The sequence below is a fragment of the Erythrobacter sp. HI0063 genome (assembly GCF_001635685.1).
Lineage (GTDB): Bacteria > Pseudomonadota > Alphaproteobacteria > Sphingomonadales > Sphingomonadaceae > Qipengyuania.
Genome location: NZ_LWFF01000324.1, coordinates 1 through 16,353 on the forward strand (window position 1 = coordinate 1; position 16,353 = coordinate 16,353).

A 16,353-nucleotide genomic window follows, 5' to 3' on the forward strand; every position below is an offset into this window, starting at 1 on the left:
CCGTTGCCGAAGCCGCGGATGAAGAAGGTGGTGTTGGCCGAGCTCTGCAGCTGGCTGACGCGCAGCGACGGTGCGACCGTCTGCAGGTCGAGCAGGTCGCGGATTTCCGCGCGTTCGAGCGTCTCGCCCGTGGTAACGCTGACCGAGACGGGCGTTTCCTGAAGGGTCTGGGCACGCTTGGTCGCGGTGACGATGATAACGTCGTTATCGGCGGCGGGGGCCACATCGGGCTCGCCATCCGTCAGGTCGGCATCATTGTCGAGCGTCGTCGTATCTTCCTCGATCGCCTGCGCGGCGACGGCGCTGGGCATGAGGGCGATCGCGGCGACACCGGCAAACAGGCCGGCGGAAACGCCACGCGAAAACGAACGCGAAAAATTCATGAAAAAACCTCTCTTCTTCAAAGCGGTATCGTTCGAACCGCTTTTCTCTCCTATGCGCGCGGTAGAGCCGCGCTTGCACCGCCGCCCTTTACGTGGCGCAGGCACCCGGAACAAGCGCGATCCCGCCATTTCGACGAGCTTCGATCCGTGTTGCGCGCCCGCCACACCTTCCGCTACGGCTTGGCGAGGGTGTGAAGCCGTCTGTGAGCTTGCCGCATTGCAGCAAGTCGGCTAGGGGCCGCGCGGACAGGGTGTTCGCTCGCCCGTTCCCCCTTTTTCCGATCCTCACGAAAGCACCCCGCCCATGTCCCGCGACCTGCGCAATGTCGCCATTATCGCCCACGTCGACCACGGCAAGACCACGCTGGTCGACCAGCTGTTCCGCCAGTCCGGCACCTTCCGCGAAAACCAGCGCGTGGAAGAACGCGCGATGGATTCGGGCGATCTGGAAAAGGAACGCGGGATCACCATCCTCGCCAAGTGCACCAGCGTGGAATGGGAGCACGAAGGCAAGACGACGCGTATCAACATCGTCGACACCCCCGGCCACGCCGATTTCGGCGCCGAGGTGGAGCGTATCCTGAGCATGGTCGACGGCGTGATCTTGCTGGTCGACGCTGCGGAAGGCCCGATGCCGCAGACCAAGTTCGTCACCGGCAAGGCGCTGGCGCTAGGCCTCAAGCCGATCGTCGTCGTAAACAAGATCGACCGCAGCGATGCCCGCCCCGACGAAGTGCTGGACGAATGTTTCGAGCTGTTCCTCAGCCTCGATGCGAATGACGAGCAGCTCGACTTCCCCTCGCTCTGGGCCTCGGGTCGCGATGGCTATGCCAGCCCCGATGCGACCGCGCGCTCGGGCGATCTCGAACCGCTGTTCAAGCTGATCGTGGACCATGTCCCGTCCCCCGGCCTCGACACCAGCGGGCCGTTCAGCTTCCTCGCCACCCTGCTCGACCGCGACAATTTCATGGGCCGCGTCCTGACGGGCCGGGTCCAGTCCGGCACGGTCAAGATCAACGATCCGATCCGCGCTTTGGATGCCGACGGCAACGTGGTCGAAGTCGGCCGCGCGACCAAGCTGATGAGCTTCGACGGGCTCGACCGCGTGCCGGTCGAAAGCGCGCAGGCGGGCGACATCATCGCCATGGCGGGCCTCGAAAAGGCGACCGTGTCGAACACCATCGCGGATCCGGCCGTGACCGAACCGATTGCCGCCCAGCCGATCGATCCGCCCACGCTGGCAATGCGCTTCTCGGTCAATGACAGTCCGCTGGCGGGCCGCGAGGGATCGAAGGTCACCAGCCGCATGATCCGCGATCGCCTGATGCGCGAGGCGGAAACCAATGTCGCCATCCGCGTTACCGAAAGCGCCGACAAGGACAGCTTCGAAGTCGCCGGGCGCGGCGAATTGCAGCTCGGCGTCCTCATCGAAACGATGCGCCGCGAAGGCTTCGAGCTGGGCATTTCGCGCCCGCGCGTCCTGTTCCGTGAAGAAAACGGTCAGCGCATGGAGCCGTTCGAAACGGTCGTCATCGACGTGGACGACGAGCATTCCGGCACGGTCGTGGAAAAGATGCAGCGCCGCAAGGCCGAGCTGACCGACATGCGCCCCTCCGGCGCGGGCAAGACGCGCGTGACCTTCTCCGCCCCCAGCCGCGGCCTGATCGGCTATCACGGCGAATTCCTGTCCGACACGCGCGGCACCGGCATCATGAACCGCCTGTTCGAGAAATACGACGCGCATAAAGGCCCCATCGAAGGCCGCCAGAACGGCGTGCTGATCTCGATGGTGGCGGGCGAGGCGACCGGTTACGCCCTGTACGCGCTGGAAGATCGCGGCGAGCTGTTCATTAGCGGCGGCGCAAAGATCTATGAAGGCATGGTGATCGGCGAGAATGCCAAGCCGCAGGACCTCGAAGTCAACCCGCTGAAGTCCAAGCAGCTCACCAACTTCCGTTCGACCGGCAAGGACGATGCGATCCGCCTGACGCCCCCGCGCGTGATGACGCTGGAACAGGCCATCGCCTATATCGACGATGACGAGATGGTCGAAGTGACGCCGCAGACCATTCGCCTGCGCAAGGCGATCCTGGATCCGCACGAGCGCAAGAAGGCCAAGCGCAAGGACGGCTGAGGTCCGCCCGCCGGGGTCCGATCAGTCCGGGCAGCGGCGCAGCACGAATCCGTCCCTGGTATCGTAGCGCGCCCGCATCCGGTCCGGACCTTCAAGCGCCATATAAAAGGCGTATCGGGTGCCCGGGCCGTCGCCATATTGTTCGAAGACGGTCGCGGCGGCGTAGTCGCCGCGAACCCGCACCGTGCGCACGATGCCGGTGCTTTCGAAAAAGCCGATGCGGCTCGCTCCGATGTCGTAGCGCTGGTGTCCGGGCACGCGGCAATGGTCGAGATCTTCCGACCAAAGCCCGTGGAAACGCGCCGGTATCGTGTCCTGCACGGAAGCCCCGGCAACGCTCCTCTCATCTTCTGTTTGCGGAGCCGGGCTTTCGGTACGCTCCGATTCCGCAGAGCTGGACGGGTCAGGCGGAGCGACCTCGCCCGGTTCGGTGCGCGTAACGACCTCTCCGGAGTTCCGGTCGTTCTGCGAGTCCGGCGGATCGTTCGAACACGCCGCTAGCAAAACAAGTGCGGCGAGCGAGCCGAGGCGAAGCGGCGGCGCGATGATAGGTCGATGGCCCAAAGTCAGTCGCCGAGCGCCATGAAATTCGGCTGTCCGTTCGACGCGCTGACCCCGCCATCGACCGGCAGGTTCGCCCCCGTCACGAACCGCGCATCCTCGCTCGCCAGAAAGGCGACGACGCTCCCCACATCTTCCGGCTCGCCGACGCGGCCCAAGGGAATGCGGCGCAGAAACGCGTCCATCAGGTTCTTATTGTCGCGAATGCCCTCGCTCATATCGGTCCGGGTCAGCGAAGGCAGGACGGCGTTCACGCGGATGCCCTGCGCGCCCAATTGGAGAGCAAGACCGCGAGTCAGATTGGTCACCGCGCCTTTCGATGCGTTGTAGATCGGCATGGTCCAGTCGCCGCCGCTGCCCGACACGCTGGAGGTGTTGATAATCGAAGCACCACCCGCACTCTGGCTCTTCACCAGTTCGGGGATGGCCGCGCGGCACATATAGAGCATGCCCTTCACGTTGATATCGATCACGCTCTCGATATCGTCCTCGTCCGCCTCGGCCAGGGGACCTGCGGCGGCGATGCCGGCATTGTTCACCAGCACGTCGAGCCCACCGAAGCGTTCGACGGTCTTCCCGACGATCTCCTTCGCAAAATCCGCGCCGCCGATCGCGCCTTCGACGATCAGAGTGCGATCGTCAGGCAGATTCTTCGCGACCTTTTCAATATCCTCGCGCGTGCGGGAATTCAGGACGACATTCGCCCCTTCTGCGGAAAACCGGCGCGCGATCGCGGCACCGATGCCGGAAGACGAGCCTGTGACGAGGACGGTGGTTTCGGAAAAACGGTTCATGGAGTCGGGCCTTTGAAGAATGAAGGGTTCACCCCTTCAACCCTTCTGTCCGCTGGAAGGTCCGATACCTCTACCGGTCTTTTCACCCGGTCAGATAGAATTCCGCCAGCACCAGCCCTGCATACAGCGTCGCGCCAAGCAGGAACGGCCAGAACTTGCTCTCCCGCTCCTCCGGCAGTTCTTCCTTCAATATCACAAGGACCATCGCCCCGCCGACGAAAGCGAACAGACAGCCGATGGCGATTTCGGGCAGCTCCACCAACAGGCCGGTGATCCACCCCGCCAACGTGGCGCCCACCAGCGCCCAGCGACCTGCATGGTCGTAAATTTCGGGATGATCGGCGCGGCTGGCGAAATCGGCCGTGACGAAGTGGAGCAGCAGCGCGACGAAGAACAGGATCAACCCGCCCGCCGTCTCGTCCTCGCGGTGGTTGAGAAGATAGGCGACGATAAAGATGAGCAAGCCGCTCGCCGCGATGTGCAGCCAGAAGATGCCGCTGCCGGGTCGTTTGTTGGTACGATCGCGGCCCCCGCGCGAGACGACCAGCGCCCGCTCGATCCCGTAGAACAGCGCGAGCCCTGCCAGCGACATCGTATAGACCCAAGCCTCCGCCGCTCCGCGCGCTAGGCCCATGGCGCGCTGAAACGTCGCTCCATGCGCGCCCAGTTCGGGCAGGATGTGCAGGAACACATAGGCGACCGCCACCCCGCCCGCAAAGCTCAGCCAGCGGCTGCGCGGCTCGACATCGAGGAAGCGCAGTTTCCCGACGAACAGGTGCACCGCGCAAAAGCCAAGCGCCATCAGCGCGGTGACGGGTTCGATCGCGGGCATCCCGCGATGCCTAGCGCGCCTCGCCCAGGGCCGAAAGGGGCGGCTCTACAAACCGCCCCGGTGACGATGTTAGAAACGGGCGGTTGCGCTCACCCCATAAAGACGCGGTTCGGCGGGAATGAAAGTCGGGATCCCGAAGGCGCCGCCAGTATTGCCGGCATCGAGCAGATAGTCCTCGTCGAAGGCATTGCGGATAAACCCGGCGATCTCGAAGCTGTCGTCGGCGAAGCTCACGCCTGCGCGCGCATTCACCAGCGTCACGCCTTCCTGCGAAATCAGCGGGCTGTTCGGCACTTCGAAGAAGATGCGGCTGCGATAGGTCACGCTGGGCGTCGCGAAGACGCGCATCCCGTTGCCGATTGGCGCATCCAAGGTAAAGCCGCCCGCCGCCTGCCATTCCGGCTGGAGACGGAAGCGATCGCCCGCGAAGACGCCGTTCTCCGGCTTGTCGTCGATCCCCCCGTCGATATAGCCGACATTGCCGAACACATTGAGCCAGTCGGTCGGGTTTACCGCGAGTTCCCCTTCGACGCCGAGATTGCTGGCGCTGCCCGCGCTCCGCGTAACCGTGGTACCGTCGGGCTGCGTGATGCTGACCTGGAAGCCTTGATATTCCTGGTAATAGACGCCCAGCGATCCCGACACGATCCCGCTGGCGAATTTGAGCCCGCCCTCGTAATTCCATACCGTTTCCTCGGGCACTTCCTGCAAGTTCGACACGACCGCCCCGCCCGCGCGCCGTGCGCTCAACTGCACCACCGGCGAACGGCGTCCCTTCGAGACGGTGGCGAAGACGTTGAGATCCGGGGTCAGACGGTAAAGCGCGTTGAAGCGTGGGAGCACGACGGAATAGCTGCGGTCGGCCTCGAACACGCGGCCGTCGGTATCGACCTGCCCCGGGATCAGGGGCGCGCCGGTAATGATCGAGTTGGGAACATCGGTGACATAGCCGGACTTGCGCTGTTCGATCAGCAACCGCGCGCCTGCGGTCAGTTCAAGCGCGGGGGTCGCGATGTAGGTCACGTCGGCGAAAACCGAATAGCTCTGATTCTCGCCGCGGTTCTCGAAGGTCGAGGTATAGGGAATCGCCGATGCGGCCCCGCCTGTTACGAGAGCGGTGACCTGAGAGGCCGACACCGATCCGTCCGGCGCTACACACGGAATACCGGGGATCAAGGGGCGCGGTGTCGCCACCGAGGTCAGGCATTGCAGGAAGGTGCCTTCCTCGGTCGAGAACGGTACGTTCTGGCGCCCCTTCTCGGTGAAGAAATTCCACCCGAACGCCGCGCGCCACATCGGATCGACATAGCTGAAGCGGCCTTCGTGGCTGAACTGCCAGCCGTCCGCGATCTCGGCGAATTCGAGGAAGGGCGCAGGCCCGCCATCGGCATCGAATACTTCGGCGCTGTCGAATTCGCGATATCCGTTGACGGTGGTGAAGGTCCAGCTGTCGCCGAATTCGTATTCGGCAGTGAGGTTCGCGTCATAGACTTCACGGTCGAGGCCAAGCTGCGCATCGCCCAGATGTGCTTGCGAATATGGCGAGCCGCCCAATTGCGCCGGGCCGAACGGATCGGCGGGGCCATTGGTGGTAGCGAAAGTGCCCGAGATGAACGGTGTGCCGCCATTGCGCTGACGGTCGAACGTCCCGATCAGGTCGACGGTCAGGCGATCGGTAGGCATGAAGCGCAGCGAGCCGCGAAGCCCCAGATTGTCCTGCGCGTACAATTCTTCCTCCTGCGAGGCGGCGAGATTTTCGACATATCCGTCGCGCGTGCGCCACTCGAAGGCGATCCGCCCTGCCAGGACGTCCGATCCGGCATTGACGTAGCCTGAGAGCAAAGTGGCATCGAAATTACCGTACCCGCCCGTGATTTCGGCCGAGAAACCGGGGCGCGGAGGCGCGGAGACGAGGCTGATCGCGCCAACGGCGCTGGCCGTTCCGAACAAGGTCGCCTGCGGGCCCTTGATAACCTCGACCCGGTCGAGATCGTAGATCGCCTGATACGACCCGCGCGAGCGCGAGATATCGACGCCATTGTAATAGAGCGTCACGCGCGGCCCCTGTTGCGAGGAGCCCGAATCCGACGTGATCCCGCGAATCACCACGCCGGGATTGTTGGCGCTCTGTTCCTGAATGTTCAGGCCGGGCACGTAGTTCGACAATTCGTCGAGGTCGGTGACGCCCAGTTCCTGAATCCGCTCGCCGCGCATGGCGGAAATGGTGATCGGCACATCGGCGGCGCGCTGTTCGATCTTCTGCGCGGTGACGATGATCTCGTTGCCGCTCGCCTCCGCAGCTTCCTCGCCTTGCTCGGGCTGGGCGGCGGCCTGTGCCTGCAAGGCCGTCACGGGAACAAGAGCGCTCGACAGGACGAGCAGGCGGACGAGCGAGGTAAGATGCGACATGGCTTTTTTCCCGTCATTGGAAGACGCGAGGGCCTTTCGTATCCGCGCATGACCGGGCCGTGTCGGTTGCGTGTCGTCTCGATGAAACTGGCGAAAAATCGGTGAGGCGGCGTCATTTTCACCACGCCGATGTGTCGGATGGGCCACATCCGCGACCCGTCGACACGGCTCGCCGGGGACAGGAAGCTTCGATCCGGTGAGCCTCAGCGTAAAGATATAAGCCGCGCAGACCCCACCGGCTTGGCTTCGATCAAATTTCCGGCCCAAGGATGACAGAGCCTCTCGCGTCTGTATGTATCGCCCCATGCAAACAGGAACCCTCATAACGCTCGCCCTCTATTTCCTCCTGATGATCGGGATCGGCCTGTTCGCCTGGAAACGATCGACCGATACCAGCGAGGGATACATGCTGGCCGGGCGCAATCTTCATCCGGCGGTCGCGGCGCTGAGCGCGGGGGCTTCCGACATGAGCGGATGGCTGCTGCTGGGCCTGCCCGGCGCGCTCTATGCGGCGGGCCTGGTCGAAGCGTGGATCGGGATCGGCCTGTTCGTGGGTGCGGTCGCGAACTGGATCATCGTCGCCCCTCGCCTGCGCCAGCAGACCGAGGAGATGGGCAATGCGCTGACCATCCCCGAATTCCTCGCCAACCGTTTTCCCGACAAGGCGAAGACGCTGCGCGTCGTGTCCGGCCTCGTGATCGTCGTCTTCTTCACGGTCTATACCGCGGCGGGCCTCGTCGGCGGGGGCAAACTGTTCGAGACCGCCTTTGCCGACATTCTGCCTGCGGGCGGGATGAGCGATTACATGATGGGCATCTGGATCACCGCGCTGGTGGTGCTGGCCTATACGATGGTGGGCGGGTTCCTGGCCGTCAGCCTGACCGATTTCGTGCAAGGCTGCATCATGGTGGTCGCGCTGGTGCTGATGCCGCTTGTGGTGATGTTCGGCCCCGGCGGCACGGCGGGCGGATCGATCGAGGCGGTCGCGGCGAGCCAGCCGGGCTTCCTCAGCCTGACGCAGGGCCTCACCTTCCTGGGCTTCGTCAGCGCCGTGACCTGGGGGCTGGGCTATTTCGGGCAGCCGCATATCATCGTGCGCTTCATGGCGATCAGCACGGTCGAAAAGGTCAAGGTTGCGCGCAATATCGGGCTCGCCTGGATGGGCGTGGCGCTGATCGGCGCGCTCGGCGTGGGGATCGCGGGCCGCGCCTATGCGCAGCGCAACGGCATCGTGCTCGACGATCCGGAGACGATCTTCATCGTCCTGTCGGACCTGCTCTTCCATCCGCTCATCACCGGCTTCCTGTTCGCAGCCCTGCTCGCCGCGATCATGAGCACGATCAGCTCGCAGCTGCTCGTCTCCTCCAGCTCGCTGACCGAGGATTTCTACCGCCTGTTCCTGCGCAAACACGCCAGCGAGCGCGAGGCGGTGAATGTCGGGCGCATCTGCGTGGCGCTGGTGGCGGTGGCCGCGATCTTCATCGCGCGCGATCCCAACAGCGAGGTTCTCGGCCTCGTCTCGAACGCATGGGCCGGCTTCGGCGCGGCGTTCGGCCCGCTGATTATTCTGGCATTGACCTGGGACCGGATGACGGGCGCAGGCGCAGTGGCCGGCCTTCTGACCGGTGCCGCCGTGGTCGGGATCTGGATCGCGCTGGGGTGGAACAGCGATTTCATCAACGGTCAGGGCCTTTACGAAATCGTGCCCGGCTTCATCGCATCTTGGCTGGCGATCGTGCTTGTCAGCAAGGCAACGGAAGGCCACAAAGCTCACGCCTGATTGGGAGAGAATTCAATGCGTTTCCTTACCGCCGCGGCCATCCTGGCCCTGATCGCCCACCCCGCCACGGCGCAGGATGCGAAACCCATCGAGGAGCAGATCGGCGGCGGCGGGCGCCCGGTCGGCGCGAACTGGTCGCGCAGCCCGGTGATCGCGGAAAACGGCATGGCCGCCACCGCGCATCCGCTGGCGACCCAAGTGGCGCTCGATACCCTGAAGGCAGGCGGCAGCGCGGTCGATGCGGCGATTGCCGCCAACGCCGCGCTCGGTCTGATGGAGCCGACCGGAAACGGCATCGGTGGCGATCTGTTCGCCATCGTCTGGGATCCGAAGACCGAAAAGCTTTACGGCCTCAACGGATCGGGCCGCAGCCCGCGCGGGCAGACGCTCACCCAGCTGAAGGAAAAGCTCGGCGATGCGACATCGATACCCGCTTACGGCCCCCTCCCCGTCACTATTCCCGGCACGGTCGATGCGTGGTTCGCGCTGCATGAACGGTTCGGCAAGCGCCCGATGGCGGACAATCTCGCGCCGACGGTGCGCTACGCGCGCGAAGGCCATCCGGTCGCGCCCGTGATCGCCATGTATCTGGAACGCTCCCTCGCCGCCTATTCGCGGCGCGAGGACGACTTCGACTTCTCGAATGCGCGGCAGGTCTGGTTTGCGGATGGCAGCGCGCCGGAAGCGGGCGAGATGTTCAGGAACCCCGACCTCGCCAACACATTGGAGACTATCGGTCGCGAAGGGCGCGATGCGTTCTATGACGGCGCGCTGACCGAGACGATGGTGGATTACCTCCAGCGTCAGGGCAGCGCCTTCACCCGCGCCGATTTCGCCGCGCATGACAGCGAGTGGGTCGATCCCGCCTGCGCGATTTATCGCGACGGATTCGAACTGTGCGAACTGCCGCCCAACAGCCAGGGCTTTGCCGCCTTGCAAATGGTCAACATCCTGAAGAATGTCGATCTGGCCCAGTGGGAGCGCGGCAGCCCGGAAGCCATGCACTACATGACCGAAGCCAAGCGCCTGGCTTACGAGGACGTCGCACGCTTCTATGCCGATCCAGACTTCTCGCCGACGCCGATGGACCTCTTGAGCGAGCGCTACGGGCGCGAGCGGTTCGCGCTGATCGATCCGGCGAAAGCCACCGCCTACGGCCCCGGCGAGCCCAAGCTGGAGGGCGAAGGCGACACCACCTATCTGACCGTGGTCGATGGCGACGGCATGATGGTGAGCCTCATCCAGTCGAACTATCGCGGTATGGGCGGCGGGCTGGTGCCCGATGGCCTCGGCTTCATGTTTCAGGACCGCGGCGAGCTCTACAGCCTCGATCCCGCGCATCCCAATGCATACGAGCCCGGCAAGCGCCCCTTCCAGACGATCATTCCCGCTTTCGTGAAGAAGGACGGCGCGCCTTACATGACGCTCGGCCTGATGGGCGGCGGGATGCAGCCGCAGGGCCACGTCCAGGTGCTGGTCAACATCGTCGATTACGGGATGAACCTGCAGGAAGCGGGCGATGCGGCGCGGTTCAACCACGATGGCGGCCGCCAGCCGACCGATACTCTGGACGGCGAAATCGAGGATCCGATGGGCACGCTCTATGTCGAGCCGGGCATCCCTGCCGCCACGATCGAGCGGCTGCGCGGGATGGGCCACAAGGTCGAAGTGGTCGATAATGGGATCATGTTCGGCGGCTATCAGGCGATCGCGCGCGATCCCGAAACCGGGGTTCTCACCGGAGCGACCGAGATGCGCAAGGACGGGCAGGCCTCGGGGTATTGAGCGAGTGAAGGTGACGCGGGCTCTCTTCGGCCTGCGTTAACCAGAGCTGCGGCATAGCAGAGGGCATGTTTCGACGCGCCGCTGCCCTGCCGCTTCTCGTTCTGCTTGCCGCCTGCAATGCCCTTCCCGCCGGACGCGCGCCGGAGCGGGTGCCGAGCGGCCCGATCAGCCGCCCGGTCACCCCGCCCGAACCGACACGCGAAGCGCGGCGTTGTCTTGCCGAACTGGCCGAAAATCAGACGCGTTTTACGGTCCAGCCGGATGCCTATTATGGCGCGGGCTGTTCCACCATCAACACGGTGCGGATCGAGGGGTTGTCAGGCGACGCGGCCAATATCGCCGTCACCAATCTGGGCGCTGTCACTTGCCCGCTGGCGCGCACGTTCTCTGGATGGGCGCGCTACGGCGTCGATCGGGCGGCGCGGCAGATCCTGGGCCGTTCGCTGATCCGCATCGAAACGATGGGCAGCTATTCCTGCCGCAATGTCGCGGGCACGGGCCGCCGCTCCGCCCATGCGCGCGCGGAAGCCATCGATGTGGCCGCTTTTGTGCTTGCCGACGGGCGCAGGATCAGCGTCCTCGAAGATTGGAATGCAGGCGATGCGGAGGAGCGCGAATTTCTGCAGACCGTACAGCGCAGCGCCTGCAAACGCTTCGGAACGGTACTGGGACCGGATTACAACGCGGCGCACGCCAATCACTTCCATCTTGAGGAAGGGAGCGGCAGCTTCTGCCGCTGATTTACTCCGGGTCGGGCTGGTAGAAACTGTAATCGGGCAGCGAATGAAACGCGTGTTTCAGCGCATCGCCCCAGCCCGCCGAGATCGCCTGGAAATAGGGATCGTCATGCGCGATCCGGTCCGTATGTGTCGCTTCGAACGTGTCGCGCGGGATCACCATCAGATCGAGCGGCAGACCGACCGAGAGATTGGCCTTCAGCGTCGAATCGAAGCTCACCATCAGCAGCTTGACCGCATCTTCCATGCTCATTTCGCGGTCGTATCCGCGCAGGATGATCGGGCGGCCGTATTTCGTCTCGCCGATCTGGAAGAAGGGTGTGTCCGCGCTCGCTTCGATGAAATTGCCTTCGGGATAGACCAGGAACAGGCGCGGCTCCATGCCTGCTATCTGGCCCGCCACGATGATCGAAGCGGTAAAACGTCCCCGCCCGCGATCGCCGTTTTCCTGCTGGCGGTTGCCGACCGTATGGCGCAGCAGGCGTCCGATCTCGCTGGCGACCTGAAACATGGTCGGCGATTTCAGCAGCACGTTGTCCCGCTCGTCCGGCGCCTTGGTGCGCTCTTCCAGCTGGCTGACCACGGCCTGCGTCGTGGCGAGATTGCCCGCCGTCATCACCGTGATGATCCGCTCCCCCTCGACCCGCCAGGAGAACATTTTCCGGAACACCGAAATGTTGTCGACGCCCGAATTGGTGCGCGTGTCGCTCATCAACACGAGGCCCTTGTCGACCATCATGCCTACACAATATGTCATTGAAATCCCTCGCCCTTCAGGCGTTACTGCTGAACCTGTCGCTGTTCGACCGCGACTTCCACCTCAAGCTCCTGCGACGCCGTGCCGAAGCTGATTCCGGTGACCGGAGCGGCATCGCGATAATCGCGTCCCGTGGCAACCCGGACGTAGCGCTGATCCGGGCTGATCCCGTTGGAAATGTCGAAACCGACCCAGCCCAGCCCTTCGACATAGGCCTCGGTCCAGGCGTGGGTCGCGTCCTGTTCGACCCGGTCGTCCATCATCAGATAGCCGCTGACATAGCGCGCCGGAATGTCGAGCATCCGGGCCGCGCCGATGAAGATATGGGCATGGTCCTGGCAGACCCCGGCCCCCTTGCCGAGCGCCTCTTCGCCTTTCGTGTCGACCCCGGTGCTGCCGATCCGATATTCGACGCGATCGAGGATCTCGGCCGACAGAGCATGAAGCATGTCGAGAGGTCCGAGATCGCGCCCGCGCAACTCCGCGGCGAGCGCACGCATCTTGGGGCCGGGCCGGGTCAGGTCGCTCTGGCTGCAAAAGCTCCATAGCGGCAAGTGCCCGGCGTGCTGCCCGATCACGCCGGCATGGTCGCTGGTGTTGACTTCCCCCCGGCAGGTGATCGTGACGATCGACGCCTCGCTAACGACAGAAACCAGCGTCGTCGTGTTGTGGTGCTGATCTTCGTAAGTCAGTTCGGGCGCTGCGTTATCGTACTCCATCTCCCAGGACACGATTTCCTGACCCTGCGTTTCCTTGGGCGTCAGGCGCAGGCGCTGCAGCGCGTGGACAACCGGTTCGGAGAAGCGATAGCGGGTGGTGTGGCGGATGGAGAGGCGCATCAGGACAGGAACCTGTAATCTTCGGAAATGGCCGCGCCGATCGTCGCGTTCGACGCCATGAACTGGCGCAGGAATTCGTGCAGCCCCTGATCGAAGATCGAATCGATAGTGCGTTCGCTCAAGGATATGTCGGCGCTGCGCATCAAGCGGTTGCTCTGCCCTTCGCACCCGCGCATCCGGGCGAGCGCCGCGAGATTTTCGCGCAGGGCCGTCTGGCAGTAGGAGAGGCTGCGCGGGAAACGCTCGTCCAGCACCAGAAATTCGACGATGCCCCGCGCATCGACCTGCCCTGCGTTGAGCCAGCGATAGGCGCGATCGCCCGACACGGCGCGCAGGACCGTATCCCACTGCCCGGTATCGAGGCTGGAGCCCACATAGGAGAGCGAGGGCAGCAGCAGGTAATATTTCATGTCGAGGATGCGCGCGATGCTGTCCGACCGCTCGATAAACGTGCCCGCACGGGCAAAATGGAAGCTTTCGTCGCGCAGCATGGTGCCGATCACCGCGCCATGGGTCAGAGTGCCCGCGCGCCGTACCGCCGCCAGAACGTCGCCCACCCGCTGTTCGCCCACCGGGCGGGCCAGCATCTCGCTGATCTGCAACCAGCTGTCGTTGATCGCTTCCCAGACCTCGCCGGTGATGACGTTGCGCGACTGGCGCGCATTGGACCGCACATTGCCGAGCATGGCGAGCACGCTGGCGGGATTGTCCTTGTCGCGCAGAACGTAATTCCACGCCTGCATGCCGGTATAGCTGGCGTGCTTGGCTTCGTAGCCCGGCTGCTGTCCGGCGGTGAGGATGACGGAGCGCCATTCCTCTTCCGCGCTGACGACGTCGCGCGTCAGGGCCATGCGAACGCCCGTATCGAGCAGGCGCGCCGTATTCTCGGCCCGCTCAAGATAGCGGAACATCCAGAAGAGCGAATTGGCTGTCCGGGCTAACATCAGTCCTTCAACACCCACGTATCCTTGGTTCCGCCACCCTGGCTGGAATTGACCACCAAAGACCCTTTCTGAAGCGCCACGCGCGTCAGCCCGCCCGGTGTGATGTCCACATTGTCGGGCGAAACGAGCACGAAGGGTCGCAGGTCTACATGGCGCGGCGCGAGGCCCTGCTTGGTGAAGATCGGGCAGGTCGACAGCGACAGCGTCGGCTGCGCGATGTAGTTTTCCGGCCTCTCCTTCAGCTTGTCGCGAAAAGCGGCGATCTCGCGCTTGGATGCCGTCGGGCCGATCAGCATCCCGTATCCGCCCGAGCCGTGGACTTCCTTGACCACCAACTCTTCGAGATTGTCGAGCACGTACTTCAGACTGTCCTCTTCGGCGCAGCGCCACGTTTCGACATTGGGAAGCAGCGGTTTCTCGCCAGTGTAGAACTCCACGATTTCCGGCATGAAACTGTAGATCGCCTTGTCGTCGCACACGCCGGTGCCGGGCGCATTGGCGATGGTGATTCGGCCCGCGCGATAGACGTCCATGATGCCCGGAACGCCCAGAACGCTGTCCGGATTGAAGGTCAGCGGATCGAGAAATTCATCGTCGACCCGGCGATAGATCACGTCGACCGGCTTGTAGCCGCCGGTGGTGCGCATCTGTACGCGCCCGCCGACGACACGCAGATCGCTGCCCTCGACCAGTTCGGCACCCATCTGATCGGCCAGGAAGGCGTGTTCGAAATAGGCGGAATTGTAGATGCCCGGCGTCAGCACGGCGATCACCGGCTTGCCTTCGGTACAATCTGGCGCACAGGCCGCCAGGCTGCGGGCGAGGCGGCGCGGATAGTTGGAAACCGATTCCACCGGTACGCGCATGAACAGTTCAGGGAACATGTTCATCATCGTTTCGCGATTTTCGAGCATGTAGGAGACGCCGCTGGGCGTGCGCGCATTGTCTTCCAGCACGAAGAATTCGTCCGGCCCGGTCCGCACCAGATCGATGCCGACGATATGCGTATAGACCCCGCCCGGCGGCGTGAAGCCGACCATGTTGGGGAGCCAGGCGGCATTATTGCGAAACAGGCGTTCGGGCACGCGGCCCGCGCGGATGATCTCCTGCCGGTGATAGAGATCGTGCATGAAGGCGTTGAGGGCCGACACGCGCTGTTCGATCCCGCGCGTCAACCGGCGCCATTCGCCGGCGGAAATGATGCGCGGCACCATGTCGAAGGGGATCAGCCGCTCTTCGGCCTCGTCCTCGCCATAGACGTTGAAGGTGATGCCGGTGCGGCGGAAAGCGTGTTCGGCATCGCGGTGCTTGCGCTTGAGAAACGACCCGTCCTGTTCCGCGAACCAATCCTGATAGCCGCCATAAGCCTCGCGCACGGAGCCGTCTGGCATGTGCATTTCATCGAATTGGTCGCTAGCGGCCATGGTCCCCCGATATGTCTCGCCCTGCCGGAATCGGCAGGTTCGATAAGAATGGTGCGGTGCAACGCCCCGTCACCTTAACAAAGGATCAACGCGCGTCCAGTTCCCGTAATACCGCTTCGATCGCCTCTGGCGTGTTCACGAAGCCCATATGGGTACAGCGCAGGCACACCGTCCGATCGCGCTCTCCGGGGCGGCCACAGGCGCTGCGCGGGCTGACGACGCCGTCGCGCGGGCTCCACAGCGCAATCGTTTCCACCGGAGGCTTTTCGGCCGGAATGGCGTCGAATTCGGGCTCGTCCACCCGGTGCCCGGCAATCGCCTGATAGGCGCGCCAGCCATTGTTGGCGCGCGGGCTGCCCGAAAAAGGCGAACCCATGGTGATGATCTTGGAAACCTTTTCGGGATGCAGCTTTGCGATTTCACGCGCCATGACCCCGCCGAGGCTCCAGCCGACGAGGACGACCGGCTCGCCCTTGCGATCGAAAAGGTCGATCAGGCGATTTTCCACCTTGCGGAAGCGGTCTTCGGTGGCGCCGAAATTATATCCCACGCCCCATCGTTTCGCCGTGTGCCCCGCCTTTTCGAGCTGCCGCGCCATGTAGCGCATGCGGATGGGGTGCGCGCCGAAGCCGGGCAGCAGCATCACCGTCTGCGGATGGCGGGCCTGCGGGATGTCGAGCGCGGGCCGGAACAGGCGCTTCAGGGGTTCGGCCACCCAGCCCAGCTCGCCCAGCAGCAGCTTGGTCGGCGGGGTCGATACCTCTTCCGCGCACGGCTCGCTCGCCAGCGCCCAGCGCCGCGCCAGCTCCGCCTTGTGCTGGAGCGCGGCTTCGCGCAGCGGAATGTCTTTGAACGGTAACGTTGCCATCATGGCTTCATAACGCGGACCCCCGCCGATCCGATCCCGAAAGCGCATGCGTCTTCGTCGTGTCACGAAACCGTAACGCAAGCCAAAGCGCCTCCGCCCGTTGCCT

14 protein-coding genes are annotated in these 16,353 nt (G+C 64.1%); 4 read left to right on the plus strand and 10 right to left on the minus strand.

What is annotated here, in order from left to right:
- Positions 1 to 383 (minus strand): TonB-dependent receptor plug domain-containing protein (locus A3736_RS18050; RefSeq protein ID WP_156502125.1); only part of this gene is annotated, 383 nt, incomplete at its 3' end.
- 304 nt (positions 384 to 687) lie between these two features.
- On the opposite strand from A3736_RS18050, the gene typA reads away from it, so the two are divergent.
- Positions 688 to 2,517: a translational GTPase TypA gene (typA, locus tag A3736_RS13305; RefSeq protein WP_067683860.1), complete on the plus strand. Its 1,830-nt coding sequence runs from the start codon at positions 688 to 690 to the stop codon at positions 2,515 to 2,517.
- Between the two features lie 21 nt (positions 2,518 to 2,538).
- On the opposite strand, the gene A3736_RS13310 is transcribed toward typA, so the two are convergent.
- The 4 genes from A3736_RS13310 to A3736_RS13325 all read right to left on the minus strand — a co-directional run bounded on the left by A3736_RS13310 (position 2,539) and on the right by A3736_RS13325 (position 7,113).
- The gene (locus tag A3736_RS13310; protein WP_067683864.1) at positions 2,539 to 3,081 is read right to left on the minus strand and encodes a hypothetical protein; all 543 of its coding nucleotides are present in this window, start codon (positions 3,079 to 3,081) and stop codon (positions 2,539 to 2,541) included.
- Between the two features lie 2 nt (positions 3,082 to 3,083).
- Positions 3,084 to 3,872, minus strand: a complete 789-nt coding sequence (locus A3736_RS13315; RefSeq protein ID WP_067683867.1) for an SDR family NAD(P)-dependent oxidoreductase — start codon at positions 3,870 to 3,872, stop codon at positions 3,084 to 3,086.
- An 82-nt stretch (positions 3,873 to 3,954) separates the two neighbouring features.
- Positions 3,955 to 4,704: a hypothetical protein gene (locus A3736_RS13320; RefSeq protein WP_067683870.1), complete on the minus strand. Its 750-nt coding sequence runs from the start codon at positions 4,702 to 4,704 to the stop codon at positions 3,955 to 3,957.
- Positions 4,705 to 4,773: 69 nt separating this feature from the next.
- Entirely contained in the window at positions 4,774 to 7,113 is a 2,340-nt protein-coding gene (locus A3736_RS13325; protein WP_067683873.1) for a TonB-dependent receptor, read from the minus strand.
- A 304-nt stretch (positions 7,114 to 7,417) separates the two neighbouring features.
- On the opposite strand from A3736_RS13325, the gene putP reads away from it, so the two are divergent.
- From putP to A3736_RS13340, 3 genes are all read left to right on the plus strand, one after another.
- On the plus strand, positions 7,418 to 8,893 hold the full coding sequence (gene putP, locus A3736_RS13330) for a sodium/proline symporter PutP (RefSeq protein WP_067683953.1): 1,476 nt from the start codon (positions 7,418 to 7,420) through the stop codon (positions 8,891 to 8,893).
- A gap of 15 nt (positions 8,894 to 8,908) precedes the next feature.
- Entirely contained in the window at positions 8,909 to 10,678 is a 1,770-nt protein-coding gene (gene ggt / locus A3736_RS13335; protein WP_067683876.1) for a gamma-glutamyltransferase, read from the plus strand.
- A 65-nt stretch (positions 10,679 to 10,743) separates the two neighbouring features.
- Positions 10,744 to 11,418 carry an extensin family protein gene (locus tag A3736_RS13340; protein ID WP_067683879.1) on the plus strand — a complete coding sequence of 225 codons (675 nt, stop codon included), beginning with the start codon at positions 10,744 to 10,746 and terminating at the stop codon, positions 11,416 to 11,418.
- Between the two features lies 1 nt (position 11,419).
- Here the strand turns inward: A3736_RS13340 and A3736_RS13345 are convergent, their stop codons facing one another.
- From A3736_RS13345 to A3736_RS13365, 5 genes are all read right to left on the minus strand, one after another.
- The gene (locus tag A3736_RS13345) at positions 11,420 to 12,172 is read right to left on the minus strand and encodes a proteasome-type protease (protein WP_067683882.1); all 753 of its coding nucleotides are present in this window, start codon (positions 12,170 to 12,172) and stop codon (positions 11,420 to 11,422) included.
- A 23-nt stretch (positions 12,173 to 12,195) separates the two neighbouring features.
- Entirely contained in the window at positions 12,196 to 13,011 is an 816-nt protein-coding gene (locus tag A3736_RS13350) for a transglutaminase family protein (RefSeq protein WP_067683884.1), read from the minus strand.
- Positions 13,011 to 13,955, minus strand: a complete 945-nt coding sequence (locus A3736_RS13355; RefSeq protein ID WP_067683888.1) for an alpha-E domain-containing protein — start codon at positions 13,953 to 13,955, stop codon at positions 13,011 to 13,013. Before A3736_RS13355 ends, A3736_RS13350 begins: the two co-directional genes overlap by 1 nt.
- Positions 13,955 to 15,352 (minus strand): circularly permuted type 2 ATP-grasp protein, encoded by a 1,398-nt coding sequence (locus A3736_RS13360; protein ID WP_369815453.1) that lies wholly within the window; start codon positions 15,350 to 15,352, stop codon positions 13,955 to 13,957. Before A3736_RS13360 ends, A3736_RS13355 begins: the two co-directional genes overlap by 1 nt.
- Positions 15,353 to 15,464: 112 nt before the next feature.
- Positions 15,465 to 16,247, minus strand: a complete 783-nt coding sequence (locus A3736_RS13365; RefSeq protein ID WP_156502126.1) for a triacylglycerol lipase — start codon at positions 16,245 to 16,247, stop codon at positions 15,465 to 15,467.
- Positions 16,248 to 16,353 lie beyond the last annotated feature (106 nt).

Coding starts and splice junctions, on each gene's coding strand:
- typA (WP_067683860.1), top strand. CDS start 688: ATGTCCCGCGACCTGCGCAATGTCGCCATTATCGCCCACGTCGACCAC.
- A3736_RS13365 (WP_156502126.1), bottom strand. CDS start 16,247: ATGGCAACGTTACCGTTCAAAGACATTCCGCTGCGCGAAGCCGCGCTC.
- A3736_RS13325 (WP_067683873.1), bottom strand. CDS start 7,113: ATGTCGCATCTTACCTCGCTCGTCCGCCTGCTCGTCCTGTCGAGCGCT.
- A3736_RS13315 (WP_067683867.1), bottom strand. CDS start 3,872: ATGAACCGTTTTTCCGAAACCACCGTCCTCGTCACAGGCTCGTCTTCC.
- A3736_RS13350 (WP_067683884.1), bottom strand. CDS start 13,011: ATGCGCCTCTCCATCCGCCACACCACCCGCTATCGCTTCTCCGAACCG.
- putP (WP_067683953.1), top strand. CDS start 7,418: ATGCAAACAGGAACCCTCATAACGCTCGCCCTCTATTTCCTCCTGATG.
- A3736_RS13320 (WP_067683870.1), bottom strand. CDS start 4,704: ATGCCCGCGATCGAACCCGTCACCGCGCTGATGGCGCTTGGCTTTTGC.
- A3736_RS13355 (WP_067683888.1), bottom strand. CDS start 13,955: ATGTTAGCCCGGACAGCCAATTCGCTCTTCTGGATGTTCCGCTATCTT.
- A3736_RS13360 (WP_369815453.1), bottom strand. CDS start 15,352: ATGCACATGCCAGACGGCTCCGTGCGCGAGGCTTATGGCGGCTATCAG.
- ggt (WP_067683876.1), top strand. CDS start 8,909: ATGCGTTTCCTTACCGCCGCGGCCATCCTGGCCCTGATCGCCCACCCC.
- A3736_RS13340 (WP_067683879.1), top strand. CDS start 10,744: ATGTTTCGACGCGCCGCTGCCCTGCCGCTTCTCGTTCTGCTTGCCGCC.
- A3736_RS13345 (WP_067683882.1), bottom strand. CDS start 12,172: ATGACATATTGTGTAGGCATGATGGTCGACAAGGGCCTCGTGTTGATG.